This is a genomic window from Kitasatospora sp. NBC_01250, from assembly GCF_036226465.1.
In the GTDB taxonomy this organism is placed as follows: Bacteria; Actinomycetota; Actinomycetes; order Streptomycetales; family Streptomycetaceae; genus Kitasatospora.
Genome location: NZ_CP108476.1, coordinates 3,972,816 through 3,999,655, shown reverse-complemented (window position 1 = coordinate 3,999,655; position 26,840 = coordinate 3,972,816). Strand labels below are relative to the sequence as shown.

Genomic DNA, 26,840 nt, shown 5'->3' with positions numbered 1-26,840 from the left:
GCGTCACTCGTGAGGAAACGGTTCCGCTCCGCTCCGTGGGGGAGCCCGGCCACTCGCCGGGTCAGGGGCTGGACCGTGCCGGACACCGGTGGATCCCGATCGGGATCCACCAGGAGCCGGCGGCCAGGTGATGGGGAGGGGACGCGCGGCCATGGCCACGGGAGTCACGCCACAGGTTGCACCGGGGGAGATCCGCTCCGAAAGGACGGGTTCGGTGACAGCCGGCGGTGCTTCCGCGCCGCGCGCCCCCCGCACCGGCCGATCCTCGAACGCCGGGGCGCCCGCCCCGCGGACCGCGGCCGCGGGACCGGCGCCGGCCGGGTTGGCCCGGCTGTTCCACCGGGCCTTCTGGACCACTCCGCGCCGGGTCCGCGCGCTCACCGCGGCCGCGCTCGCCGCCCTGCTGCTCTTCGCGGGGGTCGGCTACACGGTGCTCAGCGGTGCCCGGGACAGCGTGGACGCCATCGGCCACCACGCCGCCCCGCAGGCCGAACGGGCCTCCGACCTCTACTTCGCACTCGGGGACCTGGACGCGCAGGCGGCCAACCTGCTGCTGGTCGGCGCCGACGAGGCCGACTTCGCCAAGCGCAAGGCCGTCGAGGACACCTACGACCAGCGCCGGTCCCAGGCGGACACGGACCTGGAGCAGGCCACCGAGGCGCTGTCCGGCGACGCTGCGGGCCGCAAGGCCGTTCAGGACGAGCTGGACGCGCTCGGCCAGTACGAGGCCCTGGTGGCCCGTTCCGACCTGCAGGAGACCACCGCCAAGGCGCTGCCCGGCAAGCCGTCCGCCGACGCACTGAGCTCCTACCAGCAGGCCACCGACCTGCTGCGCAGTCAGCTGCTGCCCGACGCCGACCAGGTGGCGAACGCCAACGCGGCGGTGGTCACGTCGAGTTACACCTCCCAGCGGAGCGCTCTGGGCTCCGGGTGGTGGTGGCTGCTGGGCACCGGGCTGCTCGCGCTCGGCCTGCTGGGCGCCCTGCAGCGCACCCTGGCCGTCCGCTACCGGCGGCTGATCAGCCCGCCCCTGGTCGCCGCCCTGCTGCTGGGGGCGGTCGGCCTCGGCTACGTCCTGTCGCTCGTCTCCGACACCGGCGACCGGCTGCACACCGCCAAGGCGGACGCCTACGACTCGGTGATCGCGCTCAGCCGGGCCAAGGCGGTGGCCTACGACAGCAACGCCGACGAGAGCCGCTGGCTGAGCGACCCGAGCCGGGCGGGCAGCTACGCGCAGGCGTTCTTCGACAAGAGCCAGCAGGTCGTGCAGCTGGACCACACCGACCCGGCCGGCTACCTGACCGCGCTGACCCGGGCGGTCGGTGCGCACCAGGCCTCGGCGGCAACCGTCGGCTTCGGCGGCTTCCTGGGGGACGAGGAGCGCAACATCACCTTCCCCGGCGAGCAGCAGGCCGCCGACCAGGTGCTGAGCGAGTTCCGGACCTACCAGCAGGACGACCACCAGATCCGCGTGCTGCAGGGCCAGGGCCGGCTGGCGGACGCCATCGCCTTCGACACCGGCACCGCGGTGGGGCAGTCGGACGGGGACTTCAGCAAGCTGAGCGACGCCTTCGACCAGGTGATCGCGATCAACCAGAACGCCTTCGACCGGGCCGTCCGGCAGAGTGACGACGCGCTGGGCGCCGGGGCGGCGACCGTCTGCGCGCTGCTGCTGGCGGGCGCGCTGGCGCTCACCGTGCTGGCGGTGCGGCCCCGGCTGCGCGAGTACCGCTGAGGCCGCCCGGCTGCGCGAGACACGGCCTAGTGGTGGCCGCTCTGCCGCGGCAGCGCCAGTGCCACGGTGTCCGCGAACTCCCGTACCGCGCTGGTGCGGGAGACCACCCGGCCGCTGTGCACCACCAGGCGGCTGTGCCCGCCGGAGAGCGCGCCGGCCAGGCTGTCCCCGCGCACCGCGAGCAGCTCGGCCGGGAACCCGGCGTCCACCCGCACCGCCGGCAGTCCCATCAGCTGCCTGGCCCCGGTGCTGATCGCCTCGTAGGCGGCGCCGACACTCAGCGCGCCGGAGGCGGCCAGCAGGTAGGCGGCCTCCAGCGGATCGGCCCGGCCGACCGGGTTGGCCATGTCCCGCAGGGCTCCGCTGCCCGCCGCCAGCAGGATCTGATGCTGCGTCAACTCCATGGTCACCGAAGGGTTCAGGCCGCCCGGTGGGCCGTCGGTGGCGCAGCAGGCGCCGTTCTGCGGCAGGCAGACCACCCGAAGTCCGGCCGCCCGCAGGCATGTTCCGGCACCCGCGGTGATCAGATCGCAGGGGCCCACCGCCACCCGCGGCCGTAGTGGCGCCAACAGGGCGGCGATCCGAGCCAGTTGGGCCGGATCCCGGCCGCGCAGATGCAGGTCGACGGGGCAGTCGAAGTCGGTGGCCGCGGCCACCACGGTCTGCACGTAGCCGGCCGGGTCGGGGTCCAGCTCCGGGCAGCCGCCCACCACGTCCGCGCCCAGGCGCAGCGCCTCGCGCAGCTGGGCCCGGCCCTCGGCGCCGGCCAGGCCGGTGAGCAGCCGGGGCACCGCGACCACCTGCAGCTGGGCCAGCCCGCGCAGCGCCCCGCGTGCGGTGAGCACCGCCTCCAGCCGGCGCAGCCCGTGCACATCGCCGATCCGCACATGGGTGCGCTGGGCGGTGGCGCCGTAGCCGAGCGAGGTGAGCGCGGCCTCGGTGATCCGGCGCACCATCCCCCGGCCCTCGTCCTGGGATGCCGCCGGGTCCGGGTTCTCGGTGGCCGCGGCGGCCGGTGGCTCGGCGCTGCCGGGGGTCGCGCCGGTGAAGGCGGTGTCGTGGTGGGCGTGCGGCTCGGCGGGGGCGGGCAGCAGCAGGTAGCCGGTCAGGTCGATCCGGGCGCCGGCCGCGACCGCCGGCTCACTGCTGCAGGCCGCACCGGCCGGCAGTGCGGACTGCGGCAGCGGTCCGAGGCTCCCGGCGGTGCCGACGGCCTGGATCCGGTCGCCGCTGATCCGCACGTCGACCACCCGCCCGTCGGCCAGCCGGGCGCCGCTGAGCAGCAGGACCGGGCCGTGGCCGAGCGGGTTGCCCGCACCCGTGCCCGAGCCGCCCGCACCCGACCCCGGCGTGCCGGGGCCCGGCCCGCCCTCGTCCCGGCCGCCCGAGCCGGAGGGACCCGGGTGGCAGGGCCCTGCGTCGGACGACCCCGGGTCGGACGGTCCTGAGCCGGGCGGGCCGGGGTGCGGTCCGTCGGGGGAAGCGCTGTCCGGGCTCATCGGCCGGCTCCTTCCAGTCGTAGGCGCGGCCGGCCGAGGCCGCCCGCGCCGCGCGGAAGATCACTGGCGGTCGAGCCTATGGTCAGCGCGGGCGTGCGGGGCGGAGGCTCGCGGCGGACGGCCGGCTCCGGGCGGCGGCGCTCCGCAGCCGCCGCGGACCCCGGGCCCACCGGGCGGCCCACGGCCGTCCGGGCGGCCTCGAACACCCGCCCTGGAGTCGTCGGCCCGTGCGAGCCGCCGACCTGCGATCTTGTGCCCGGGATACGGATTTCACCTCCGGCCCCGAAACGTGTAATCTCTTCCTCGTTCGGCCGGTTCGCCCCTATAGCTCAGTCGGTAGAGCGTCTCCATGGTAAGGAGAAGGTCTGCGGTTCGATTCCGCATGGGGGCTCTGGTAGTCGGGATTCCGATCATCGGATCCTGAGTACCAAAGCGGTGTAGCTCAGTTGGTAGAGCAAGCGGCTCATAATCGCTGTGTCACCGGTTCAAGTCCGGTCACCGCTACCCCGCGTAGTCGGTCGGGAGATCGAACTCCCGATCGGCTACTCTTGTTGTGTCATCACCCATTGTCCAAGGAAGGCACTCCCGTGGCTGCCACCGATGTCCGCCCGAAGATCACGCTGGCCTGCGTGGAGTGCAAGGAGCGGAACTACATCACCAAGAAGAACCGGCGTAACGACCCGGACCGTCTTGAGATGAAGAAGCACTGCCCCCGCTGCAACTCGCACACCGCGCACCGCGAGACCCGCTGACACCGTAAGGCGTTTGCGGGCCTGGCAAGCGAACAGGTCCTAGGCTTCAGGCCGCACCCCGTCCGGGGTGCGGCCTGAAGTCGTTTTGGCACAACCCATTTGAGGAGTAGTCCATGGCGCTCGACGCTTCCTTCATCGGGCGGACCTACCCGCCCACCGAGGTGTACGAGGTGGGCCGGGAGAAGATCCGCGAGTTCGCCCTCGCGATCGGTGACGCGAATCCGGTCTACACCGATCAGGAGGCGGCCAAGGCCCTGGGGCACCCGGACGTGCTCGCCCCGCCGACCTTCTCCTTCTCCCTGAGCTACGCGGCCACCGCCCAGGTCGTGCAGGACCCGGAGCTGGGGCTGGACTTCGACCGGGTGGTGCACGGCGACCAGAAGTTCATCTACAGCCGCCCGCTGCGCGCCGGTGACCGGGTGCGGGTGCTGACCAGCATCGACAACATCAAGTCGCTGGCCGGCAATGACATCCTCACCGTGCGTGGTGAGATCGTGGACGAGAGCGGCGAGCACGTGGTGACGTCCGTCATGACCCTGGTCGCCCGGGCGGCCGCCGAAGCAGCGGGGGAGTAGCGCGATGGCTGTCAGCTTCGACGACGTCGAGGTCGGGACCGAACTTCCCGCCCAGTCCTTCCCCGTGACCCGCGCCACACTGGTGCGCTACGCCGGCGCCTCGCTGGACTTCAACCCGATCCACTGGAACGAGAAGTTCGCCCGCGAGGTCGGCCTGCCCGACGTGATCGCGCACGGCATGTTCACCATGGCCGAGGCCGTGCGGGTGGTCACCGACTGGACCGGCGACCCGGCGTCGCTGGTGGAGTACGGCGTGCGGTTCACCCGGCCCGTGGTGGTGCCGAACGAAGCGACCGGCGCCGTGGTCGAGGTCACCGGCAAGGTGGCCCAGCTGCTGGAGGACCGCCGGGTGCGGGTGGACCTGGTGGTCACCAGCGGCGGCCAGAAGGTGCTCGGGATGTCCCGCGCCGTGGTCCAGCTGGGCTGAGACCGGCCCCGGACCCCGACGCGCCGCCCACGGACCCGTTCCGTGGGCGGCGCGTTCGCGTCCTGCGGCGGCGCGGAGCAGCGCCCGGCCCATCCATTACCGTGGAGCGCGTGCACGTGACCGAGAACGCCCCACTCGCCCCGTTGACCACCCTGCGGCTCGGCGGCCCCGCCCGCCGGCTGGTGACCGCCCGCACCGACGCCGAGGTGATCGCCGCCGTCCAGGCCGCCGACGCGGCCGGCGAGCCGCTGCTGCTGATCGGCGGCGGCAGCAACCTGGTGATCGGCGACGGGGGCTTCGACGGCACCGTGCTGCGGATCGCCACCACCGGTTTCCAACTGACGGGCACCGCGCTGGAGCTGGCGGCCGGCAAGGTCTGGTCCGAGGCGGTGGCCCGCACGGTCGAGGCGGGCCTGGCGGGCATCGAGTTCCTGGCGGGCATCCCCGGCTCGGCCGGCGCCACTCCGGTGCAGAACGTCGGCGCCTACGGCCAGGAGGTCTCGCAGTCCATCACCGAGGTGGTCGCCTACGACCGCCACGAGCGGGCGACGGTCACCCTGCCCGCCGCCGACTGCGCCTTCGGCTACCGCCACAGCCGCTTCAAGGCCGACCCCGAGCGGTACGTGGTGCTGCGGGTGCGGTTCGCCCTGGAGGCGGCCGACGGGGCCTCCAGCCCGATCCGGTACCCCGAGGTGGCCAAGACCCTCGGTGTGGCGGCGGGCGAGCGGGTGCCGCTGCGCACCGCCTTCGAGACGGTGCTCGCGCTGCGCGCGGGCAAGGGCATGGTGCTCGACCCGGCCGACCACGACACCTGGTCCGCCGGCTCCTTCTTCACCAACCCGCTGCTGACGCCGGATCAGTACCAGGACTTCCAGCGCCGCCTGGCCGAGCGCGAGCTCACCGCCCCCGCCTGGCCCGCGGCGGACGGCCGGACCAAGACCTCGGCGGCCTGGCTGATCGACAGGGCCGGCTTCGGCAAGGGCTACGGCAGCGGCCCCGCGACCCTGTCCACCAAGCACACCCTGGCCCTGACCAACCGTGGCCGCGCCAGCACCGAGGACCTGCTCACGCTGGCCCGGGAGATCCGCGACGGTGTGCACGCCGCCTTCGGCGTGCAGCTGGTCAACGAGCCGGTGATGGTCGGCGTCGAGCTCTGAGGGCCCACCGGGGGCGGGCGGCTCAGGCGCGCGCCCTGCGCAGCAGCGCCCACACCACCAGGGCTATCAGGGCCAGCAGCACCACGAGCGTCAGGCCGAGTCCGCTGCCGTGCGTGCTCCGGTAGTAGTAGCTGTGGTGCACGACGGTGACGTGGTGCACCACGTGGTGGGTCGTGGTGGTGTGGACGCTGTGGCTCGTGGTGCTGGTGTGCGTGGTGGTGTGCGTCGTGCCATGACCACTGCCGTGATGCGAACTCATGGGGCGTCAGCCTTCCATGGTCGCCACCGGGCCGGTCAAGCAGGTTCTGATGTCAGCCAGGTGTCGATTTCGCCGAGCAGTTCCTTGCGGACGCCCTCCGGTGCCCGGGAGCCGCGGATCGACTGCCGGGCCAGTTCGGCCAGCTCCTGGTCGGAGAAGCCGTGCACGTTGCGCGCCAGCTCGTACTGGGCCGCCAGCCGGGAGCCGAAGAGCAGCGGGTCGTCGGCGCCCAGCGCGAGCGGGACCCCCGCCTCGAACAGCGCCCGCAGCGGCACCGCCGCCGCCTTCTCGTAGACGCCGAGCGCCACGTTGGAGGCCGGGCAGACCTCGCAGGTGATCTGCCGGTCGGCCAGCCGCTGGAGCAGCCGCCGGTCCTCGGCCGCCCGCACCCCGTGGCCGATCCGGCCCGCGCCCAGGTCGTCCAGGCAGTCGCGCACCGAGTCGGGCCCGGCCAGTTCGCCGCCGTGCGGGGCGGCCAGCAGGCCGCCCTTGTGGGCGATCTCGAAGGCCCGGTCGAAGTCCCTGGCCATCCCGCGCCGCTCGTCGTTCGAGAGCCCGAAGCCCACCACGCCCTGGTCGGTGTAGCGCACCGCGAGCCTGGCCAGCGTCCGGGCGTCCATCTCCGACTTCATCCGGTTCGCCGCGACCAGGACCCGGATCCCCACGCCGGTGGCGGCCGAGGCCTCACGCACCGCGTCCAGGATCAGCTCCAGGGCCGGGATCAGTCCGCCCAGGCGCGGGGCGTAGGAGGTCGGGTCGACCTGGATCTCCAGCCAGCGCGAGCCGTCCGTCACCTCGTCCTCGGCGGTCTCCCGGACGAGCCGGCGGATGTCCGACTCGTCGCGCAGCACCGAGCGGGCGGTGTCGTAGAGGCGCTGGAAGCGGAACCAGCCGCGCTCGTCGGTGGCCCGCAACTTCGGAGGTGCGGCGGAACTGAGTGCCTCGGGCAGTCGGACCCGGTGCTTGTCGGCGAGCTCCAGCAGGGTTGCCGGACGCATCGAACCGGTGAAGTGCAGGTGGAGATGGGCCTTCGGCAGCGCCCTGATGTCTCGCTCTTCCATTCACGAATCCTGCCGCATCCACCCCTTCCACGGGAACCGCCCCCGTCGGATCCCTCGCAAGGGTGACGGGGGCGGTGCTCGCCGCGGTGACGGACGCGTCTGCGGTCAGGCCCGCGCCTCGCCCAGCAGCTTCTGCATCCGGCTGACGCCCTCGGCGAGGTCCGCGTCGCCCAGCGCGTAGGACAGCCGCAGGTAGCCGGGGGTGCCGAAGGCCTCGCCCGGGACCACGGCGACCTCGGCCTCGTCCAGGATCAGCGCGGCCAGCTCGGCGGAGGTCTGCGGGCGCTTGCCGCGGATCTCCTTGCCCAGCAGGCCCTTGACCGACGGGTAGACGTAGAAGGCGCCCAGCGGCTCGGGGCACAGGACGCCCTCGATCTCGTTGAGCATCCGCACGATGGTCTGCCGGCGCCGGTCGAAGGCGACCTTCATCTCGTCGACGGCCGACAGGTCGCCGCTCACCGCGGCCAGCGCGGCCCGCTGGGCCACGTTGCTCACGTTGGAGGTGGCGTGCGACTGCAGGTTGGCCGCGGCGGCCACCACGTCCTTGGGGCCGATCATCCAGCCCACCCGCCAGCCGGTCATGGCGTAGGTCTTGGCCACCCCGTTGACCACGATGCACTTGTCGGCCAGCGCGGGCAGCAGCGCGGGCAGCGAGGTGAAGGTCGCGTCGCCGTAGACCAGGTGCTGGTAGATCTCGTCGGTGAGCACCCACAGGCCGTGCTCGAGCGCCCAGCGGCCGATCGCCTCCGCCTCGGCCTCGGTGTAGACCGAGCCGGTCGGGTTGGACGGCGAGACGAAGAGCACCACCTTGGTGTTCTCGGTCCTGGCCGCCTCCAACTGGGCCACCGAGACCTTGTAGTCGGTGGTCTCGTCGGCCACCACCTCGACCGGGACGCCGCCGGCCAGCTGGATCGACTCGGGGTAGGTGGTCCAGTACGGGGCCGGGACGATGACCTCGTCGCCCGGGTCCAGGATGGCCGCGAAGGCCTCGTAGATGGCCTGCTTGCCGCCGTTGGTCACCAGCACCTGGGAGGCGTCGACCTGGTAGCCGCTGTCGCGCAGCGTCTTCGCCGCGATGGCCGCCTTGAGCTCGGGCAGGCCGCCGGCGGGGGTGTACCGGTGGTTCTTCGGGTCCCGGCACGCCTCGACGGCGGCGGCGACGATGTAGTCCGGGGTCGGGAAGTCGGGCTCACCGGCCCCGAAGCCGATCACCGGGCGGCCGGCCGCCTTGAGGGCCTTGGCCTTGGCATCGACGGCGAGGGTGGCGGACTCGGCGATGGCGCCGACCCGGGCGGAGACCCGGCGGTCGGCGGGGCGGACGTTGGCGGGGGAGGAAGCGCTCATATCTGCATCGTCGCAGAAGCCGGCGGGCCGCCGGGGGGCGGTTTCAGCATCCGTACGCGTCCCGTCCACCTGGTGACCCTGCCCGGTGGCCGGGTCGGCTGCCGTCCGACGCAAGAGGTTCGACCAAACGCCGTTGAACCCGTACACTCACTGATCGACGGCACCACCGCACCGCGAAGATCAGAAGCGTTCAGCACGCCGACGGTCGGATGCGGTAGGTTGGGCGTCGACTCGGAGCCGCGAGGCACCGAAGGGTACTAGCTCAATTGGTAGAGCACCGGTCTCCAAAACCGGCGGTTGGGGGTTCAAGTCCCTCGTGCCCTGCTGCTTGATCCTCGTCCAGCCCGTTCGCTCCACAAGAGCGAGCGGGCTTGACGCGGAAAGGGCGAAAGTTGTTCAGCACTTCCATTCAGCACTGCGCCGGATCGCCCGTGCTTCCATGGCACGTCGGTGACCTTCGGCTGGACCCGGATTCAGGTGAGGACGAGTGACGGAGACCACGGGCTCCACCGCAACGCCTGAGAGCGGCAACCCCGAGGGTGCCGAGGACGCGGTCGACACCGCCGAGGGCACTGCGAGCGAGGGTGGCAAGGCTCTCTCCCGCCGTGAGCGCAAGCGCGCCAACCGGGATGCCGACGGCGGCAAGACGCCCGGCAAGCGCGCCAAGGCGGGGCTGTTCGCCCGGATGGGGCTGTACTACCGCCAGATCATCGCCGAGCTCCGCAAGGTCGTCTGGCCGACCAAGAGCGAGCTGATGAACTACACCAGCGTCGTGGTGGTCTTCGTGGCCGTCATGATCGGCCTGGTCGCGACCCTGGACTGGGGCTTCGCCAAGGCCAGCTTCTGGATCTTCGGCTGATCCAGCCCCCACAGCATCACCACTCGACCCGGTCGGACCTCCGAGCACCAACGGGGGACCGCCCGGGTCGAGCTGTCGCCGCCGTGCGGACGAGCCCGCTACCGTTGACTGGGTACTGTTGAGACTTCGAGTCGTGCCACCCGCGCCCGCGCCCACGGGCCCGGGGCGGGCGCGCCCCGGAGCCGTACCATCTCCACACCTCCAGGAAAGAAGCAGCCACCGTGTCTGAGTCCCCTCTGTACGACGCCGACGAGACCGTCAGCGAGGCGGATGTCGCCGCCGAGCTGGACGCGGCTGAGGCTGCCGACGCCGAGGCCGACTTCGCCGAGCAGCCCACCGACGGGGAGCAGATCGTCGACGCGGTGGACGAGGACGAGGTCGAGGCGGCGGACGAGGCCGAGGCCGGCGAGCCCGCCGAGGAGGCCGCGCTGCACGAGGTGAGCGACGTCGAGGACGCTGAGGCCGCCGAGGACGCCGAGACCGCTGAGGACGAGGCTGCCGAGGACGGGACCGTCGAGGACGAGGCCGCTGCCGAGGACGTCGAGCTGGTCGAGGAGCAGGTCGACCCGGTCGCCAAGTTCCGCGAGGAGCTGCGCACCCTGCCCGGCGAGTGGTACGTGATCCACACCTACGCGGGCTACGAGAACCGGGTCAAGCAGAACCTGGAGCAGCGCGCCGTCTCGCTCAACGTCGAGGACTACATCTTCCAGGCCGAGGTGCCGCAGGAGGAGGTCGTCCAGATCAAGAACGGCGACCGCAAGACGATCCGGCAGAACAAGCTCCCCGGCTACGTGCTGGTCCGCATCGACCTGACCGCCGAGTCCTGGGGCGTCGTGCGCAACACCCCCGGTGTCACCGGCTTCGTGGGCAACGCCTACGACCCGTACCCGCTGACCCTGGACGAGGTCGTCAAGATGCTCGCCCCCGACGTCGAGCGCGCCGCCGCGAAGGAGGCCGGCAAGCCCTCGCCGGTCCGCCCGGCCGAGATCCAGGTGCTCGACTTCGAGGTCGGCGACTCGGTCACCGTCACCGACGGCCCGTTCGCCACCCTGCAGGCGACCATCAACGAGATCAACCCGGACTCGAAGAAGGTCAAGGGCCTGGTCGAGATCTTCGGCCGGGAGACCCCGGTCGAGCTGTCGTTCGACCAGATCCAGAAGAACTGACACAGGTCTTCGGATTCGGGGTGGGGCGCGTCCCCACCCCGAATCCGTTTTGGCCAGGCGGCGCATCCGCGTTAGCCTGGTCCGCTGTGTGTACGCATACCCGGGTGTCGCCCCGGAGCCGTGCACACGTCCATCGAAGGAAGGACCCGGAGAGACATGCCTCCCAAGAAGAAGAAGGTCACGGGGCTTATCAAGCTCCAGATCAACGCCGGTGCGGCCAACCCGGCCCCGCCGGTCGGCCCCGCGCTGGGTCAGCACGGCGTCAACATCATGGAGTTCTGCAAGGCCTACAACGCCGCGACCGAGTCGCAGCGTGGCATGGTCGTGCCGGTGGAGATCACGGTCTACGACGACCGCAGCTTCACCTTCATCACCAAGACCCCGCCGGCCGCGCGCCTCATCCTGAAGGCCGCGGGCGTCGAGAAGGGCTCCGGCGAGCCGCACAAGACCAAGGTCGCCAAGCTGACCTCGGCCCAGGTGCGCGAGATCGCCACCACCAAGCTCCCCGACCTGAACGCCAACGACCTGGACGCCGCGGAGAAGATCATCGCGGGTACCGCCCGGTCCATGGGCATCACCGTCGAGGGCTGAAAACCCCCTTCCGTTCAGTGGTAGGGCCAGCGCGGCCCGTACACCACAACTCCACCCTTCAGGAGCAGCAGTGAAGCGCAGCAAGGCCCTCAAGGCCGCGGACCTCAAGGTCGACCGCGACCGCCTGTACGCCCCGCTCGAGGCCATCCGCCTCGCCCGGGAGACCTCCACCTCCAAGTTCGACGCGACCGTCGAGGTTGCCATGCGCCTGGGTGTCGACCCGCGCAAGGCCGACCAGATGGTCCGCAGCACCGTCAACCTGCCGCACGGCACCGGTAAGACCGCCCGGGTCCTGGTCTTCGCGACCGGCGAGCGTGCAGCGGCTGCGGAGGCTGCGGGCGCCGACATCGTCGGCTCCGACGAGCTCATCGACGAGGTTGCCAAGGGTCGCCTGGACTTCGACGCCGTCGTCGCCACCCCGGACCTCATGGGCAAGGTCGGCCGCCTGGGCCGCGTGCTCGGTCCCCGTGGTCTGATGCCGAACCCGAAGACCGGCACCGTCACCCCGGACGTGGCGAAGGCTGTCACGGACATCAAGGGCGGCAAGATCGAGTTCCGCGTGGACAAGCACTCGAACCTGCACTTCATCATCGGTAAGGCCTCCTTCACCGACGAGCAGCTGGTCGAGAACTACGCCGCCGCGCTCGACGAGGTCCTGCGGGCCAAGCCGTCCGCTGCCAAGGGCCGCTACATCAAGAAGACCGCGGTCTCCACCACCATGGGCCCCGGCATCCAGGTGGACCCGAACCGCACCCGCAACCTCCTCGTCGAGGAGGACCCGGCGTCGATCTGACCTTCATCGGTCCGATCCGTGCCGGGCTGACCTGACTCAGGTCTGACGCACTTTCAGGGCCCGCATCCCGCAAGGGGTGCGGGCCCTGACGCGTTCCCCCGAGGAACCGAAACCCCTTTCCCCGGTGTCTTCACGGTCGGCTAGAGTCCGCAGGTCATCGGTTGGACGTACAAAAGGGGGAAACCGTCGTGCGCAGTGCGCGCATCGCAGTGGCGCTGGCCGTGCCGGCGCTGCTGGTCGGTTCACTGACCGCTTGCAGCAGCAGTAGCAAGAGCTCCAGCGGCTCAGGCAGTGCGGGCGCCGTCGCCTCGGCCGGTGCCGCGGCCGGTGCGGCCGGCGCGCCGGATCTCGGCTCGAAGGCGGCGCTGCTGGAGTCGGCCGCCGTGATGCAGAAGGCCGGCAGCGCCAACGTGACCGTCAGTTCGAGTGACAGCTCCTCGGGCAACGGCACCGGCGTGTACGCCTGGGGCACCAAGCCGGCCCTCGACCTGGCCGAGCAGGAGTCCGGGAAGACCGTCAAGTTCCGTCTGGTGGACGGTGGTTCGTACCTCGGCGTGGCCGACGACCAGGCCGCGCTGCTCGGCGGCAAGCACTGGGTCAACCTGGCCGCCGGCGGCGGCAGCGGCCTCGGCGATCCGTTCACCGCGCTCGCCGTGCTGATGGACCCGACCGCCGAGCTCACCGTCGCGGCGCAGAACGGCACCCTCAGCAAGGTGGGCTCCGAGCAGGTGGCCGGCGCCGCCACCACGCACTACCGCAGCACGATGCAGGCCGCCGACCTGGTCGGCAAGATGCCGAGCCTCAGCGACGCGCAGCGCAAGGCCGCCCTGCAGGTGGTCACCGACGGCGGTTCGACCGTCATCACCGACTTCTGGGTGGACGCCAAGCACCAGCTGCTCCAGATGGGCGAGCAGAACGTCGACGGCTCCTCTCCGAGCACCGGCGCCAACCCGACCGCCAGCACCGTCAAGTACGCGGACCTGGGCGTGAAGGTCAGCGTCAGCGCGCCCGCCGCGAGCGACCAGGCCGACCCGACCGTCGCAGCGAAGCTGCTCAGCAGCCTCGGCTGACCAACCGCAGGGACCCCAGGGAGGGGATTCGCATGACCAGGACCCGTACTCGCACCCTCGCCGCCGCGGCCGTGGTGGCCGCCCTGACCGCAGGCCTGGCGGCCTGTGGCCCGGACTCGTCCACCGGCAAGAAGACCCAGGCCGCCGGCAGCGCCGCACCCTCGGCGGCGAGCAGCAGCCCCGGTGCCGCCCAGTCGCCGGCCGCCGTCACCCCGGCCGCCTTCCTCCAGCAGGTCAGCGCCAAGAGCAGCGCCCAGAAGTCGGCCAAGATCAACGAGGCCATCACGACCCCGTCCGGCTCCATCACCTACCAGGGTGCGGTGTCCTGGGCGAACGGCCTGGTCGGCTCGATGACGATGCAGCTGCCGTCCGCCGTGACGAGCAAGCTCGGCACCAACGGGGCGGCGGATGCCGTCTTCCAGACCGACGCGCTCTACGTCAACATGCACATGCCGCAGGCGACGGTCGACCAGATGGGCGGCAAGCACTGGTTCAAGTACTCCTACGACGACCTCGCCAAGATCATGGGCCCGGCCGGTGCCACCATCAAGAACGGCCTGAAGAGCGCCGACCCGGTGGCGGCGGTCCAGGCGGCGATCGCCTCCGGCAAGGTGACCGAGGTCGGCAAGGAGACCCTCAACGGGGCTCAGGTGACCCACTACACGGCCGACCTGACGCTCGCCCAGATGGCCGGGCAGGGCGCGCTCACCCAGGACCAGGTCGACGCGCTGCGCCAGCAGCTGCAGAGCCAGGGCGTCACCAGCGCGCACTACGACGTCTGGGTCGACGGCCAGGGCCTGCTGGTCAAGCAGGAGACCAAGTCCCAGACCGGCAACGGTCCGATCGACGCCTCGGTCAGCTACTCCGACTACGGCACCCAGGTCACGGCCACCCCGCCGGCGGCCGACGACACCCTGGACGCGGCCCAGCTGCTCGCCCAGGCGGGCAAGCAGCTGGGGCAGCCGGGGCAGACCCAGCCCGCCGCAGACTGATCAGGGGACGCGTGGCACCCTGAGGAAGACGGACCGGACGGGAGGTGATGAGCGTGGCGCGACGGCGCACGGCGGCAGGTGCCACGGCGGTGGCCGCCGCGCTCATCGCCACCCTGGCCGCCTGCGGCGGCTCGGCCGGCGGCGCGGTGACGCTGCCCACCTCGGCCGTCCCGTCCACCGGATCCGCCTCGCCCACGGACAAGCCGACCGACCGCTCCCCGCAGGGCGTGCTGCTCTCGGCCGAGCAGGTGCTGCAGACCGCCCGCCGGGCCAAGCTCAGCTACCGCTTCGTCACCCCGGACGGCAAGAGCGACAGCGCCGACGGCTCGCTCTACTGGGCGCCGCGCACGATCATGCAGCTGACGAAGACCAACCCGGGCGCCACCGACCAGCTGATCATCATGGACACCGTCAGCTACCAGGGCGGCGACGCGGCCACCGCGGCCCGGCTCGGCGGCAAGCACTGGCAGAAGTCGCCGGAGGTGATGGGTCCCGACGGCCGCCCGGTGACCCCGTTCGCCGCCCTGGTCGACCAGCTCAACCCGCTGGAGGCGGTCACCGCCGCGGCCAACGCCCCCGACCTGCGCAAGCTGGGGGAGGAGAAGCTGGGCGACAGCACGGTGGAGCACTACACGGCCAGCCTCTCGGTGGCCGACTACGCCGCGGCCCAGCAGAACCTGCTCACCGCCGACCGCCGGGACTCGCTGGCCGCCACGCTGGGCCAGGGCGGGGTGACCACGCTCAACCTGGACCTGTGGCTCAACGACAAGGACCAGCTGGTCCAGCTCCAGCGCGGCGGCACCGGCACCAAGGGCGACCTGGACCAGGTGATCCAGTACAGCGAGTTCGGCGGCAACCTCGCCGTCCAGGCCCCGGCCGAGAGCGACACCCAGGGCGGCGGCTCCTGAGGACCGCACGGCCTTGCGCATGCTCGATTTGGTGCACAAGTTCTCGTCTTGTACGCTGAAACCTGCCAAAGACCGCTGGTTGTCGTGGTGTGTCCGCAAGGGGACGCCCGACCGAAGGATCTGCGCTTCGTCGCAGGCAGCCCGCGCAGGAGTGTTTGGAGCTTGGACTTCCGGTTCGTACGGTTTCGTGCGTCCGTCGAGGTCCGTACTGAGCCCCGTGCGCCTGCGCACCGGGGCTTTTCCCGTTCTCCGCAGAGGCTTTCTCCGCGTAGGCGCCCTTCTGGTGGTCCGAGGCAGTGTAGGTCGACTTGTCCAGGTCGGCCGACCTCGACATCACGGAAGGAGGCGTAAGCCTATGGCAAGGCCCGACAAGGCTGCTGCCGTCGCGGAGATCGCGGACAAGTTCCGTTCCTCCAACGCGGCCGTGCTGACCGAGTACCGCGGTCTGACGGTGAAGCAGGTCAAGACCCTGCGTCGCTCGCTGGGTGACAACGCCCAGTACGCCGTGGTGAAGAACACGCTGACCAAGATTGCGGCCAACGAGGCCGGGATCACTGAGCTCGACGACCAGTTCACCGGTCCGACGGCTGTCGCCTTCGTCACCGGTGACCCGGTGGAGTCGGCGAAGGCTCTGCGTGACTTCGCCAAGGAGAACCCCGCTCTCGTCATCAAGGGCGGTGTCCTTGATGGCAAGGCGCTGTCCGCCGATGAGATCAAGAAGCTCGCGGACCTCGAGTCCCGCGAGGTTCTGCTCGCCAAGCTGGCGGGTGCCATGAAGGCCAAGCCCTCCCAGGCTGCTGCGCTCTTCCAGGCCCTGCCCTCGAAGCTCGTCCGTACCGTGGACGCGCTGCGCGAGAAGAAGGCCGAGCAGGGCGGTGCCGGTACGCCGGCTCCCGCCGAGGACGCCGCCGCCGAGTGATCGGCGACGGGCTGACGCCCTCGCTGCGGGCCCGCGCCCGCCAATCCCGTACATCCGGCACCACCTGCCGATTTAGTGGAAGGACGCCATCATGGCGAAGCTGTCCCAGGACGACCTGCTCGAGCAGTTCGAGGGCATGACCCTGATCGAGCTCTCCGAGTTCGTGAAGGCCTTCGAGGAGAAGTTCGACGTCACCGCCGCCGCTCCGGTTGCCGTTGCCGCCGCTGCCGCCCCGGGTGCCGTTGAGGCCGTCGAGGAGCAGGACGAGTTCGACGTCATCCTCGACGGTGCCGGCGACAAGAAGATCCAGGTCATCAAGGAGGTGCGCACCCTGACCTCCCTCGGCCTGAAGGAGGCCAAGGACCTCGTTGACACCGCCGGCGCCAAGGTGCTGGAGAAGGTCGCGAAGGACGTTGCCGAGAAGGCCAAGGCTGCCCTCGAGGCCGCTGGCGCCAAGGTCACCGTCAAGTGACTTCTCGCTCCTGAGTGAGCACTCCGGCCGGGCCGGCCACCCCTCGCGGGGTGGCCGGCCCGGCCTTTTGTGTCGGTGCGGGCCGGTAAGGTGATCACGTTCGATGCCGTTGATCATCGACCGGGCAGCCACGGCCGCCGACAGGTCCGGTGTAACGCGGTGGGGGCGCAGAGCGATGAAGAGTGCGAGGTCCGCGCTTCGGCCGGGCCTTGACGAACGGCACGCGGCGCGCGATTCTCAAGTCGCGCGCCGACACCGTGAGGGCGGTTGGCCGTTAGTTTGAGTGTCCCCGGATGCATAACCCGGGGTCGCGGCGGGAAATGACTCACGTGAGTCGCGGTGCCGGCCTCAGGCGAGGTTGGGCACCGCTGCAGTGCGCAGTGGCAGGACGAGCAGTAGGGAGTGTCCGATTCGGTCTCCGAATCAGGGCTGGACAGCAGTGTGCCGTTTGGCTACACTGTCCCTTTGCGCTGCCTGTTAGCTGCTCCGTGACTCGTCGCCCGGAGTGTGCGCTGCCCTGACCTGGGGTTTCCCCCCTCGGCAAGGCCCGGCCGGTACGCGCGCAGTGAGCTCCGAGCCCTCGGAAGGACCCCCCTCTTGGCCGCGCCGCGCAACGCCTCGAACAACGCCAATTCCACCGCCCCGCTCCGCGTCTCCTTCGCGAAGATCAAGGAGCCCCTCGAGGTCCCGAACCTCCTGGCCCTGCAGACCGAGAGCTTTGACTGGCTGCTCGGCAATGCGGCCTGGAAGTCCCGGGTCGAGGCGGCCCTGGAGAGTGGTCAGGACGTCCCCACCAAGTCCGGTCTGGAGGAGATCTTCGAAGAGATCTCCCCGATCGAGGACTTCAGCGGGTCGATGTCCCTGACCTTCCGCGACCACCGTTTCGAGCCGCCGAAGAACTCGATTGACGAGTGCAAGGACCGCGACTTCACGTTCGCCGCCCCGCTCTTCGTCACGGCCGAGTTCACCAACAACGAGACCGGTGAGATCAAGTCTCAGACGGTCTTCATGGGCGACTTCCCGCTCATGACCCACAAGGGCACGTTCGTGATCAACGGCACCGAGCGTGTCGTCGTCTCGCAGCTGGTCCGCTCCCCGGGCGTCTACTTCGACTCCACCCTGGACAAGGTGTCCGACAAGGACATCTTCTCCTGCAAGGTCATCCCCTCGCGTGGTGCCTGGCTCGAGATGGAGATCGACAAGCGCGACATGGTCGGTGTCCGCATCGACCGCAAGCGCAAGCAGTCGGTCACCGTCCTGCTCAAGGCCCTCGGCTGGACCAACGAGATGATTCTCGAGGAGTTCGGCGAGTACGAGTCGATGCGCGCCACCCTGGAGAAGGACCACACCCAGGGCCAGGACGACGCGCTGCTCGACATCTACCGCAAGCTGCGCCCGGGCGAGCCGCCCACGCGTGAGGCCGCGCAGACGCTGCTCGAGAACCTCTACTTCAACCCGAAGCGCTACGACCTCGCGAAGGTCGGCCGCTACAAGGTCAACCGCAAGCTGGGCAACGCCGAGTCGCTGGACTCCGGCGTGCTCACCGAGCCCGACATCATCGGTGCGATCAAGTACCTGGTGAAGCTGCACGCGGGCGAGACCGAGTGGCGTGACGACGAGGGCCGCGACATCGTGGTCGAGGTCGACGACATCGACCACTTCGGCAACCGCCGCCTGCGCAACGTCGGCGAGCTCATCCAGAACCAGGTCCGCACCGGCCTGGCCCGGATGGAGCGCGTCGTGCGCGAGCGCATGACCACCCAGGACGTCGAGGCGATCACGCCGCAGACCCTGATCAACATCCGGCCGGTCGTCGCCTCCATCAAGGAGTTCTTCGGCACCAGCCAGCTGTCCCAGTTCATGGACCAGACGAACCCGCTGTCGGGCCTGACCCACAAGCGTCGTCTGTCCGCGCTGGGTCCCGGTGGTCTGTCCCGTGAGCGGGCCGGCTTCGAGGTCCGTGACGTGCACCCCTCGCACTACGGCCGCATGTGTCCGATCGAGACCCCGGAAGGCCCGAACATCGGTCTGATCGGGTCGCTGGCCTCGTACGGACGGGTGAACGCCTTCGGCTTCATCGAGACCCCGTACCGCAAGGTCGTCGACGGTGTCGTCACCGAGCAGGTGGACTACCTGACCGCTGACGAGGAGGACCGCTACGTCATCGCGCAGGCCAACGCGCCGCTGACCGAGGACCTCCACTTCGCCGAGCCCCGCGTGCTGGTGCGCCGCCGTGGCGGCGAGATCGACTACATCCCCGGCACCGAGATCGACTACATGGACGTCTCGCCGCGCCAGATGGTGTCGGTCGCGACCGCCATGATCCCCTTCCTCGAGCACGACGACGCCAACCGCGCGCTCATGGGCTCGAACATGATGCGCCAGGCCGTCCCGCTGCTGCGCAGCGAGGCGCCCGTGGTCGGTACCGGCATGGAGTACCGCTGCGCCGTCGACGCCGCGGACGTCATCACCGCCGAGAAGGCCGGTGTCGTCCAGGAGGTCTCCGCCGACTACGTCACCGTGGCCAACGACGACGGCACGTACAACACGTACCGCGCCGCCAAGTTCACCCGCTCCAACCAGGGCACCGCCTTCAACCAGAAGGTGCTCGTGGACGAGGGCGTGCGGGTCGAGGCCGGCCAGGTGCTGGCCGACGGCCCGTGCACCGACGAGGGCGAGATGGCGCTGGGCAAGAACCTGCTCGTCGCCTTCATGTCCTGGGAGGGTCACAACTACGAGGACGCGATCATCCTGTCGCAGCGCCTCGTGCAGGACGACGTCCTCTCCTCGATCCACATCGAGGAGCACGAGGTCGACGCCCGTGACACCAAGCTGGGCCCCGAGGAGATCACCCGGGACATCCCGAACGTCTCCGAGGAGGTCCTCGCCGACCTCGACGAGCGCGGCATCATCCGGATCGGCGCGGACGTCGTCACCGGCGACATCCTGGTCGGCAAGGTCACCCCGAAGGGTGAGACCGAGCTGACCCCGGAGGAGCGCCTGCTGCGCGCGATCTTCGGCGAGAAGGCCCGTGAGGTCCGCGACACCTCGCTGAAGGTGCCGCACGGTGAGTCCGGCAAGGTCATCGGCGTGCGCGTCTTCGACCGTGAAGAGGGCGACGAGCTGCCCCCGGGCGTCAACCAGCTGGTGCGGGTCTACGTGGCCCAGAAGCGCAAGATCACCAACGGTGACAAGCTGGCCGGCCGGCACGGCAACAAGGGTGTCATCTCCAAGATCCTCCCGGTCGAGGACATGCCGTTCCTCGAGGACGGCACCCCGGTCGACATCATCCTCAACCCGCTGGGTGTCCCGTCCCGAATGAACCCGGGACAGGTCCTGGAGATCCACCTCGGCTGGCTCGCCAAGCAGGGCTGGGACGTCTCCGGCCTCAGCGAGGAGTGGGCCCGCCGCCTGCAGGCGATCGGCGCGGACAAGGTCGAGGGCGGCACCAACCTCGCCACCCCGGTCTTCGACGGCGCCCGCGAGGACGAGATCACCGGTCTGCTGGACAACACCACCCTCACCCGTGACGGTGAGCGCCTGGTGAACTCCACCGGTAAGGCCCGGCTGTTCGACGGCCGCTCCGGCGAGCCGTTCCCGATGCCGGTCTCGGTCGGCTACATGTACATCCTCAAGCTGCACCACCTGGTCGACGACAAGCTGCACGCCCGTTCGACCGGTCCGTACTCGATGATCACCCAGCAGCCGCTCGGTGGTAAGGCGCAGTTCGGTGGTCAGCGCTTCGGTGAGATGGAGGTGTGGGCCCTTGAGGCGTACGGCGCGGCCTACGCGCTGCAGGAGCTCCTCACCATCAAGTCCGACGACGTGCTCGGCCGTGTGAAGGTCTACGAGGCCATCGTCAAGGGCGAGAACATCCCCGAGCCCGGCATTCCCGAGTCCTTCAAGGTCCTCATCAAGGAAATGCAGTCGCTCTGCCTCAACGTGGAGGTGCTGTCCTCGGACGGCTCCAACATCGAGCTGCGGGACTCCGACGAGGATGTCTTCCGCGCAGCCGAGGAGCTCGGTATTGACCTGTCCCGGCGCGAGCCGAGCAGCGTCGAAGAGGTCTGACGGAGGCCGGGCCGGCCGCTGATCCAGCGGCCGGCCCGCCCCCAGGCCCCCCTCAGACCAGATGAACGACTTTCGACTTACGAAAGAGGGCTTGACGACCAGTGCTTGACGTCAACTTCTTCGACGAGCTCCGCATCGGCCTCGCGACCGCCGACGACATCCGCCAGTGGTCGCACGGCGAGGTCAAGAAGCCGGAGACCATCAACTACCGCACGTTGAAGCCGGAAAAGGACGGCCTTTTCTGCGAGAAGATCTTCGGTCCCACCCGGGACTGGGAGTGCTACTGCGGTAAGTACAAGCGTGTCCGCTTCAAGGGCATCATCTGCGAGCGCTGCGGCGTCGAGGTGACCCGCGCCAAGGTGCGCCGTGAGCGGATGGGCCACATCGAGCTGGCCGCGCCGGTCACGCACATCTGGTACTTCAAGGGTGTGCCGTCCCGCCTGGGCTACCTGCTCGACCTGGCGCCGAAGGACCTCGAGAAGGTCATCTACTTCGCCGCCTACATGATCACCTGGGTCGACGACGAGCGTCGTCAGCGCGACCTGCCGTCGCTGGAGGCGCACGTCTCCGTCGAGCGCCAGCAGATCGAGAACCGCCGTGACGCGGACCTCGAGGCGCGTGCCAAGAAGGCCGAGACCGACCTGGCCGAGCTGGAGGCCGAGGGCGCCAAGGCCGACGTGCGCCGCAAGGTGCGCGAGGGTGCCGAGCGCGAGATGAAGCAGCTGCGTGACCGCGCGCAGCGCGAGATCGACCGCCTCGACGAGGTGTGGGCCCGCTTCAAGAACCTCAAGGTCCAGGACCTCGAGGGCGACGAGCTGCTCTACCGCGAGCTGCGCGACCGCTTCGGCACCTACTTCTCCGGCTCGATGGGTGCCGCGGCCCTCAAGGACCGCCTGGAGACCTTCGACCTGGCGGAGGAGTCCGAGCGCCTGCGCGAGATCATCCGCACCGGCAAGGGCCAGAAGAAGACCCGTGCGCTCAAGCGCCTCAAGGTCGTCTCCGCGTTCCTGCAGACCACCAACAAGCCCAACGGCATGGTGCTGGACTGCGTCCCGGTCATCCCGCCGGACCTGCGTCCGATGGTGCAGCTGGACGGTGGCCGCTTCGCGACCTCCGACCTGAACGACCTGTACCGCCGCGTGATCAACCGCAACAACCGCCTGAAGCGGCTTCTCGACCTCGGCGCGCCCGAGATCATCGTCAACAACGAGAAGCGCATGCTGCAGGAGGCGGTCGACGCCCTCTTCGACAACGGCCGTCGCGGCCGCCCGGTCACGGGCCCCGGCAACCGTCCGCTGAAGTCCCTCAGCGACATGCTGAAGGGCAAGCAGGGTCGTTTCCGTCAGAACCTGCTCGGCAAGCGCGTCGACTACTCGGCCCGCTCCGTCATCGTCGTCGGCCCGCAGCTCAAGCTGCACCAGTGCGGTCTGCCCAAGGCCATGGCGCTGGAGCTCTTCAAGCCGTTCGTGATGAAGCGCCTGGTGGACCTGAACCACGCGCAGAACATCAAGTCGGCCAAGCGCATGGTCGAGCGCGCGCGCCCGGTGGTGTGGGACGTCCTCGAAGAGGTCATCGCCGAGCACCCGGTGCTGCTGAACCGTGCGCCCACCCTGCACCGCCTGGGCATCCAGGCCTTCGAGCCGCAGCTGGTCGAGGGCAAGGCCATCCAGATCCACCCGCTCGTCTGCACCGCGTTCAACGCGGACTTCGACGGTGACCAGATGGCCGTCCACCTGCCGCTCTCCGCGGAGGCGCAGGCCGAGGCCCGCATCCTGATGCTGTCCTCGAACAACATCCTGAAGCCGGCCGACGGTCGCCCCGTCACCATGCCGACCCAGGACATGGTGCTCGGTCTGTTCTTCCTCACCTCGGACCGCGAGGAGGTGAAGGGCGGTGGCCGTTCCTTCTCCTCGACCGCCGAGGCGATCATGGCCTTCGACGCCCGCGAGCTGGACGTCCAGGCCCCGATCGACCTGCGCCTGCCGATCGGCACCGTCCCGCCCCGTGGCTGGACCCCGCCGGTCGACCCCGAGTGGACCGAGGGCCAGCCGGCCGCGTGGATGGAGGGCGAGTCCTTCCGCCTGCGCACCACCCTGGGCCGCGCGCTCTTCAACGAGCTGCTGCCCGAGGACTACCCGTTCGTCGACTACGAGGTGGGCAAGAAGCAGCTCTCCGCGATCGTCAACGACCTGGCGGAGCGCTACCCCAAGGTGATCGTCGCGGCGACCCTGGACAACCTGAAGGCGGCCGGCTTCCACTGGTCGACCCGCTCGGGTGTCACGGTGTCGATCTCGGACGTCGTCGTGCCGCCGAGCAAGCCGCAGATTCTCGAGGGCTACGAGGCTCAGGCCGAGAAGGTCCAGAAGAACTACGAGCGCGGTCTGATGACCAACGACGAGCGCAAGCAGGAAATGGTCAACATCTGGACCAAGGCGACCAACGAGGTTGCCGAGGCCATGAACGCGAACTTCCCGAAGACCAACCCCATCTTCATGATGGTCGACTCGGGTGCTCGCGGAAACATGATGCAGATGCGTCAGATCGCCGGTATGCGTGGTCTGGTGTCGAACGCCAAGAACGAGACCATCCCGCGTCCCATCAAGGCCTCGTTCCGTGAGGGCCTGTCCGTGCTGGAGTACTTCATCTCCACCCACGGTGCCCGTAAGGGTCTGGCCGACACCGCGCTGCGTACCGCCGACTCGGGTTACCTGACCCGTCGTCTGGTGGACGTCTCGCAGGACGTGATCATCCGCGAGGAGGACTGCGGCACCGAGCGCGGCCTCAAGCTGGCGATCGGCACGGTCGGCGAGGACGGCGTCCTGCGCAAGACGGACGACGTCGAGACCAGCGTCTACGCCCGCATGCTGGCCGAGGACATCACCGTCGACGGCAAGCTCGTCGCGACCGCCAACACCGACCTCGGTGACGTGCTGATCGACGAGCTGATCCGCCACGGCATCGCCGAGGTCAAGACCCGCTCGATCCTCACCTGCGAGTCGGCCGTCGGCACCTGTGCCTTCTGCTACGGCCGTTCGCTGGCCACCGGCAAGCTGGTCGACATCGGTGAGGCGGTCGGCATCATCGCCGCCCAGTCCATCGGTGAGCCCGGCACCCAGCTGACGATGCGTACCTTCCACACCGGTGGTGTGGCCGGTGACGACATCACCCAGGGTCTGCCGCGTGTCGTCGAGCTCTTCGAGGCCCGTACCCCCAAGGGTGTGGCCCCGATCTCGGAGGCGCAGGGCCGGGCCCGCATCGAGGACACCGAGAAGACCCGCAAGATCGTCGTCACCCCGGACGACGGCACGGACGAGATCGCCTACCCGGTCTCCAAGCGTGTGAAGCTGCTGGTCAGCGAGGGTCAGGCGGTCGAGGTCGGCCAGAAGCTGACCGTCGGTGCCACCAACCCGCACGACGTGCTGCGGATCATGGGCCAGCGTGCGGTCCAGATCCACCTGGTCGCCGAGGTCCAGAAGGTCTACAACAACCAGGGCGTGTCGATCCACGACAAGCACATCGAGATCATCATCCGGCAGATGCTCCGCCGCGTGACGATCATCGAGTCGGGCGACGCCGAGCTGCTCCCGGGCGAGCTCGTCGAGCGCGGCCGGTTCGAGACCGAGAACCGTCGCGTGGTCTCCGAGGGCGGTCACCCCGCCTCCGGCCGTCCGCAGCTGATGGGTATCACCAAGGCCTCGCTTGCCACCGAGTCCTGGCTGTCGGCCGCCTCCTTCCAGGAGACGACCCGGGTGCTCACCGACGCGGCGATCCACGCCAAGTCGGACCCGCTGCTGGGCCTCAAGGAGAACGTCATCCTCGGTAAGCTCATCCCGGCCGGTACGGGTCTGCCCCGCTACCGCAACATCCGGGTCGAGCCGACCGAGGAGGCCAAGGCCGCGATGTACTCGGCCGTCGGCTACGACGACTACGACCTGTCGCCGTTCGGCGCCGGCTCCGGCCAGGCGGTCCCGCTGGACGACTACGACTACGGCCCGTACACGGGCTGAGTGGTCCGAACACCGCTGGGCGGTCACCCCTTTCCGGGGTGGCCGCCCAGCGGCGTTCCCGGGCGCTCGCGGGCGGCCTCCCCCGCGCGGGGGAGGCGGGCAAACCGCTCGGGGGAGCGATCCCGCGGCGGGGGTCGGGCGGGCAGGCTGAGGGGGTCGGTCCGGATGGTCCGGGCCCACGGCACAGGGGGACACCTCAGATGAACCAGCGCCTGACCCGGCTGCTCGGCTGCACCGCGATCACCGGCTTCGTCGTCTTCGGGATGTCCGGCTGCTTCTTCGACGGGCAGCAGCACAGCGTCGTCGGCTACGGGATCGACCAGCCGGTGCACGCCCTGGTGGTCAACGGGAAGACCGGCAACATCCGGGTGGTCGGGGCCGGCACCGGGGTGCACGTGGTGGAGCACCAGAACTACGACAGCAAGGCGCCCACCAGCACGCACACGGTGGCCGACGGCACCCTCACGCTCACCTACACCTGCCACGACGACTGCGGGATCGACTACGAGGTCGACGTCCCGGCGGGCACGGACGTCAAGGTCAGCGCGGGCACCGGCGACGTGCACCTGTCCGGGCTGAGCGCGGGGGTGCGGGCCGACACCGGTACCGGCTCGGTCGAGGGCGTGAACCTCAGCAGCGCCAGCGCCAGCCTCGGCTCGTCCACCGGGGACGTCTCCGCGACCTTCACCGGTGTGCCGGGCTCGGTGACCGCGAAGACCTCGACCGGCAACGTCAAGGTGGTCGTGCCGGCCGGCGGTTACGCCGTCAAGGCCACGGCCGACACGGGCAGCGTCAAGGTGACGGTCGCACAGGACGCCGCCTCGGGCCATGCGATCGACGCCGAGTCCGACACCGGCAACGTCACCGTCGCGCATGCCTGAGGTGGACCGGCTGCAGCCCGTCCACGACCTGTTGACCTGTGCCGATAGGCTCCCCCCGAACGGGGGAGGGGCGCGGATGGAAGCGATGACGCGCAGCCAGGAGTGGCTGGCCGAACGGGAGCGGTGGCTGCGCGGGCGGCTGGCCGGGATCAACCCGTACGTGGTGGACGGCCTGATCGCGCTGGTCTCGGTGGCGGTCTCGCTCTGGGCGGTCCACAACGACGGGACGCACTGGCCGCTGTGGACCTACCTGCTGGCCGCCGGCTGCTCGCTGCCGCTGCCCTGGCGGCGCAAGGCGCCGGCCGCGGCCTTCCTGGCCACCGTGCTGCTCTCGGGGGCGCTCGGGGTGTTCGCGCACTCCGCCCAGCCGCAGCTCCCGGTCTACGGAGTCGTCGCCATCTACACCCTGGCCGACCTGGGGGAGAACTGGCAGCGCTGGCTGATGCTGGCGGTCCTGGTGCCGGCCAACGTGCTGGGCACCCGCTCGCTGGACGGGATGATCTTCAGCGAACTCACCGTGCTCGGCTCCTTCGCGCTCGGCACCGCGGTGCGCGAGCTGCGCCGGCTGGCCCGGGTGGAGGCCGACCGGGCGCGCGAGACCGGGCTGCGCGCGGCCAGCGACGCGGCGCGCGCGGTCGCGGAGGAGCGCGGGCGGATCGCCCGGGAGATGCACGACATCCTGGCGCACGCCGTCGCGCTGATGGTGATCCAGGCCGAGGCGGGCCCGCTGGTGGTGCGCGCCGACCCGGAGAAGGCGATCAAGGCCTTCGACACCATCGCCGACTCGGGGCGCGACGCCATGGTGCAACTGCGCCGAGTGCTGGGCGTGCTCAAGGAGGACGGCGCGGGCCCGCAGCTCGCCCCGCAGCCCAGGCTGCCCGAGCTCGCCGCCGTGGCCGAGCGGATGACGCTGGCGGGCGTGGCGGTGCGGCTGGTGCTGCCCGAGCGGGCCTCGGTACTGCCGGCCGACGTGGAGACGGCGGCCTACCGGATCGTCCAGGAGGCGCTGACCAACATCGTCAAGCACTCCGGCGCGGACGCGGCCGAGGTGCGGATCGCCGAGGTGGGCCAGGCGCTCGAACTGGCGGTCAGCGACAACGGGCACGGGCTCGACGAGCGCGGCCGGCAGCCGCGCCGGCCGGACGGCGGGGCGGGCTGGTCCGGCGGCCGGGGGCTGGTCGGGATCCGGGAGCGCGCGGCGGCCTGCGGTGGCCGGGCCGCGGCCGGCCCGGCGCCGGACGGGCGGGGTTTCGTGGTGACGGCGCGGCTGCCGCTCGGGGCGGCGAGCTGAGTGACGAGGGA

The 26,840-nt window shown here is 70.3% G+C and carries 22 protein-coding genes and 3 tRNA genes; 21 read left to right on the top strand and 4 right to left on the bottom strand.

Going from position 1 to position 26,840, the window contains the following annotated elements:
• The first annotated feature begins 214 nt into the window (after positions 1 to 214).
• Positions 215 to 1,735: a hypothetical protein gene (locus tag OG500_RS16400; protein ID WP_327067418.1), complete on the top strand. Its 1,521-nt coding sequence runs from the start codon at positions 215 to 217 to the stop codon at positions 1,733 to 1,735.
• A gap of 26 nt (positions 1,736 to 1,761) precedes the next feature.
• Here the strand turns inward: OG500_RS16400 and OG500_RS16395 are convergent, their stop codons facing one another.
• Complete coding sequence (locus OG500_RS16395; protein ID WP_329580948.1) at positions 1,762 to 3,234, bottom strand: hydrolase; 1,473 nt, start codon at positions 3,232 to 3,234, stop codon at positions 1,762 to 1,764.
• Between the two features lie 318 nt (positions 3,235 to 3,552).
• Between OG500_RS16395 and OG500_RS16390 the strand changes: the two genes are divergently transcribed.
• From OG500_RS16390 to OG500_RS16365, 6 genes are all read left to right on the top strand, one after another.
• Positions 3,553 to 3,625 (top strand) — tRNA-Thr (locus OG500_RS16390).
• 40 nt (positions 3,626 to 3,665) lie between these two features.
• Positions 3,666 to 3,738 (top strand) — tRNA-Met (locus OG500_RS16385).
• Between the two features lie 83 nt (positions 3,739 to 3,821).
• Positions 3,822 to 3,986 carry a 50S ribosomal protein L33 gene (gene rpmG, locus OG500_RS16380; protein WP_006604855.1) on the top strand — a complete coding sequence of 55 codons (165 nt, stop codon included), beginning with the start codon at positions 3,822 to 3,824 and terminating at the stop codon, positions 3,984 to 3,986.
• Positions 3,987 to 4,099: 113 nt separating this feature from the next.
• The gene (locus OG500_RS16375) at positions 4,100 to 4,561 is read left to right on the top strand and encodes a MaoC family dehydratase N-terminal domain-containing protein (protein WP_327067416.1); all 462 of its coding nucleotides are present in this window, start codon (positions 4,100 to 4,102) and stop codon (positions 4,559 to 4,561) included.
• A 4-nt stretch (positions 4,562 to 4,565) separates the two neighbouring features.
• Positions 4,566 to 4,988, top strand: a complete 423-nt coding sequence (locus tag OG500_RS16370) for a MaoC family dehydratase (RefSeq protein ID WP_329580945.1) — start codon at positions 4,566 to 4,568, stop codon at positions 4,986 to 4,988.
• Between the two features lie 101 nt (positions 4,989 to 5,089).
• Positions 5,090 to 6,145: a UDP-N-acetylmuramate dehydrogenase gene (locus tag OG500_RS16365; protein WP_329580942.1), complete on the top strand. Its 1,056-nt coding sequence runs from the start codon at positions 5,090 to 5,092 to the stop codon at positions 6,143 to 6,145.
• 22 nt (positions 6,146 to 6,167) lie between these two features.
• Here OG500_RS16365 and OG500_RS16360 read toward each other — a convergent pair whose 3' ends face one another.
• The 3 genes from OG500_RS16360 to OG500_RS16350 form a co-directional block, all read right to left on the bottom strand.
• A complete protein-coding gene (locus OG500_RS16360) occupies positions 6,168 to 6,404 on the bottom strand; it encodes a hypothetical protein (protein WP_327067413.1) in 237 nt (78 codons plus the stop codon).
• 35 nt (positions 6,405 to 6,439) lie between these two features.
• On the bottom strand, positions 6,440 to 7,465 hold the full coding sequence (locus OG500_RS16355) for an adenosine deaminase (RefSeq protein ID WP_329580938.1): 1,026 nt from the start codon (positions 7,463 to 7,465) through the stop codon (positions 6,440 to 6,442).
• A gap of 105 nt (positions 7,466 to 7,570) precedes the next feature.
• A complete protein-coding gene (locus tag OG500_RS16350; RefSeq protein ID WP_327067411.1) occupies positions 7,571 to 8,809 on the bottom strand; it encodes a pyridoxal phosphate-dependent aminotransferase in 1,239 nt (412 codons plus the stop codon).
• Between the two features lie 251 nt (positions 8,810 to 9,060).
• On the opposite strand from OG500_RS16350, the gene OG500_RS16345 reads away from it, so the two are divergent.
• The 14 genes from OG500_RS16345 (at position 9,061) to OG500_RS16280 (ending at position 26,829) form a co-directional block, all read left to right on the top strand.
• Positions 9,061 to 9,133 (top strand) — tRNA-Trp (locus tag OG500_RS16345).
• 163 nt (positions 9,134 to 9,296) lie between these two features.
• Positions 9,297 to 9,668, top strand: coding sequence for a preprotein translocase subunit SecE (gene secE, locus OG500_RS16340; protein WP_327067410.1), 372 nt, complete (start codon positions 9,297 to 9,299; stop codon positions 9,666 to 9,668).
• 221 nt (positions 9,669 to 9,889) lie between these two features.
• Positions 9,890 to 10,834: a transcription termination/antitermination protein NusG gene (nusG, locus tag OG500_RS16335; protein WP_329580934.1), complete on the top strand. Its 945-nt coding sequence runs from the start codon at positions 9,890 to 9,892 to the stop codon at positions 10,832 to 10,834.
• A 156-nt stretch (positions 10,835 to 10,990) separates the two neighbouring features.
• On the top strand, positions 10,991 to 11,425 hold the full coding sequence (gene rplK / locus OG500_RS16330; protein WP_266296769.1) for a 50S ribosomal protein L11: 435 nt from the start codon (positions 10,991 to 10,993) through the stop codon (positions 11,423 to 11,425).
• 70 nt (positions 11,426 to 11,495) lie between these two features.
• On the top strand, positions 11,496 to 12,218 hold the full coding sequence (rplA, locus tag OG500_RS16325) for a 50S ribosomal protein L1 (protein ID WP_327067408.1): 723 nt from the start codon (positions 11,496 to 11,498) through the stop codon (positions 12,216 to 12,218).
• A gap of 188 nt (positions 12,219 to 12,406) precedes the next feature.
• On the top strand, positions 12,407 to 13,288 hold the full coding sequence (locus tag OG500_RS16320) for a hypothetical protein (RefSeq protein ID WP_329580931.1): 882 nt from the start codon (positions 12,407 to 12,409) through the stop codon (positions 13,286 to 13,288).
• 32 nt (positions 13,289 to 13,320) lie between these two features.
• Positions 13,321 to 14,280, top strand: coding sequence for a hypothetical protein (locus tag OG500_RS16315; RefSeq protein ID WP_327067406.1), 960 nt, complete (start codon positions 13,321 to 13,323; stop codon positions 14,278 to 14,280).
• Positions 14,281 to 14,333: 53 nt separating this feature from the next.
• Positions 14,334 to 15,188: a hypothetical protein gene (locus OG500_RS16310; protein WP_329580928.1), complete on the top strand. Its 855-nt coding sequence runs from the start codon at positions 14,334 to 14,336 to the stop codon at positions 15,186 to 15,188.
• Positions 15,189 to 15,543: 355 nt separating this feature from the next.
• On the top strand, positions 15,544 to 16,107 hold the full coding sequence (gene rplJ / locus OG500_RS16305) for a 50S ribosomal protein L10 (RefSeq protein WP_327067404.1): 564 nt from the start codon (positions 15,544 to 15,546) through the stop codon (positions 16,105 to 16,107).
• Between the two features lie 91 nt (positions 16,108 to 16,198).
• Entirely contained in the window at positions 16,199 to 16,579 is a 381-nt protein-coding gene (rplL, locus tag OG500_RS16300) for a 50S ribosomal protein L7/L12 (protein ID WP_327067403.1), read from the top strand.
• 597 nt (positions 16,580 to 17,176) lie between these two features.
• Positions 17,177 to 20,650, top strand: coding sequence for a DNA-directed RNA polymerase subunit beta (gene rpoB / locus OG500_RS16295; protein WP_327067402.1), 3,474 nt, complete (start codon positions 17,177 to 17,179; stop codon positions 20,648 to 20,650).
• A gap of 101 nt (positions 20,651 to 20,751) precedes the next feature.
• Positions 20,752 to 24,657 carry a DNA-directed RNA polymerase subunit beta' gene (locus OG500_RS16290; RefSeq protein ID WP_327067401.1) on the top strand — a complete coding sequence of 1,302 codons (3,906 nt, stop codon included), beginning with the start codon at positions 20,752 to 20,754 and terminating at the stop codon, positions 24,655 to 24,657.
• Positions 24,658 to 24,857: 200 nt separating this feature from the next.
• Complete coding sequence (locus OG500_RS16285) at positions 24,858 to 25,538, top strand: DUF4097 family beta strand repeat-containing protein (protein WP_327067400.1); 681 nt, start codon at positions 24,858 to 24,860, stop codon at positions 25,536 to 25,538.
• Positions 25,539 to 25,614: 76 nt separating this feature from the next.
• Complete coding sequence (locus OG500_RS16280) at positions 25,615 to 26,829, top strand: sensor histidine kinase (protein ID WP_329580922.1); 1,215 nt, start codon at positions 25,615 to 25,617, stop codon at positions 26,827 to 26,829.
• Positions 26,830 to 26,840: the final 11 nt, after the last annotated feature.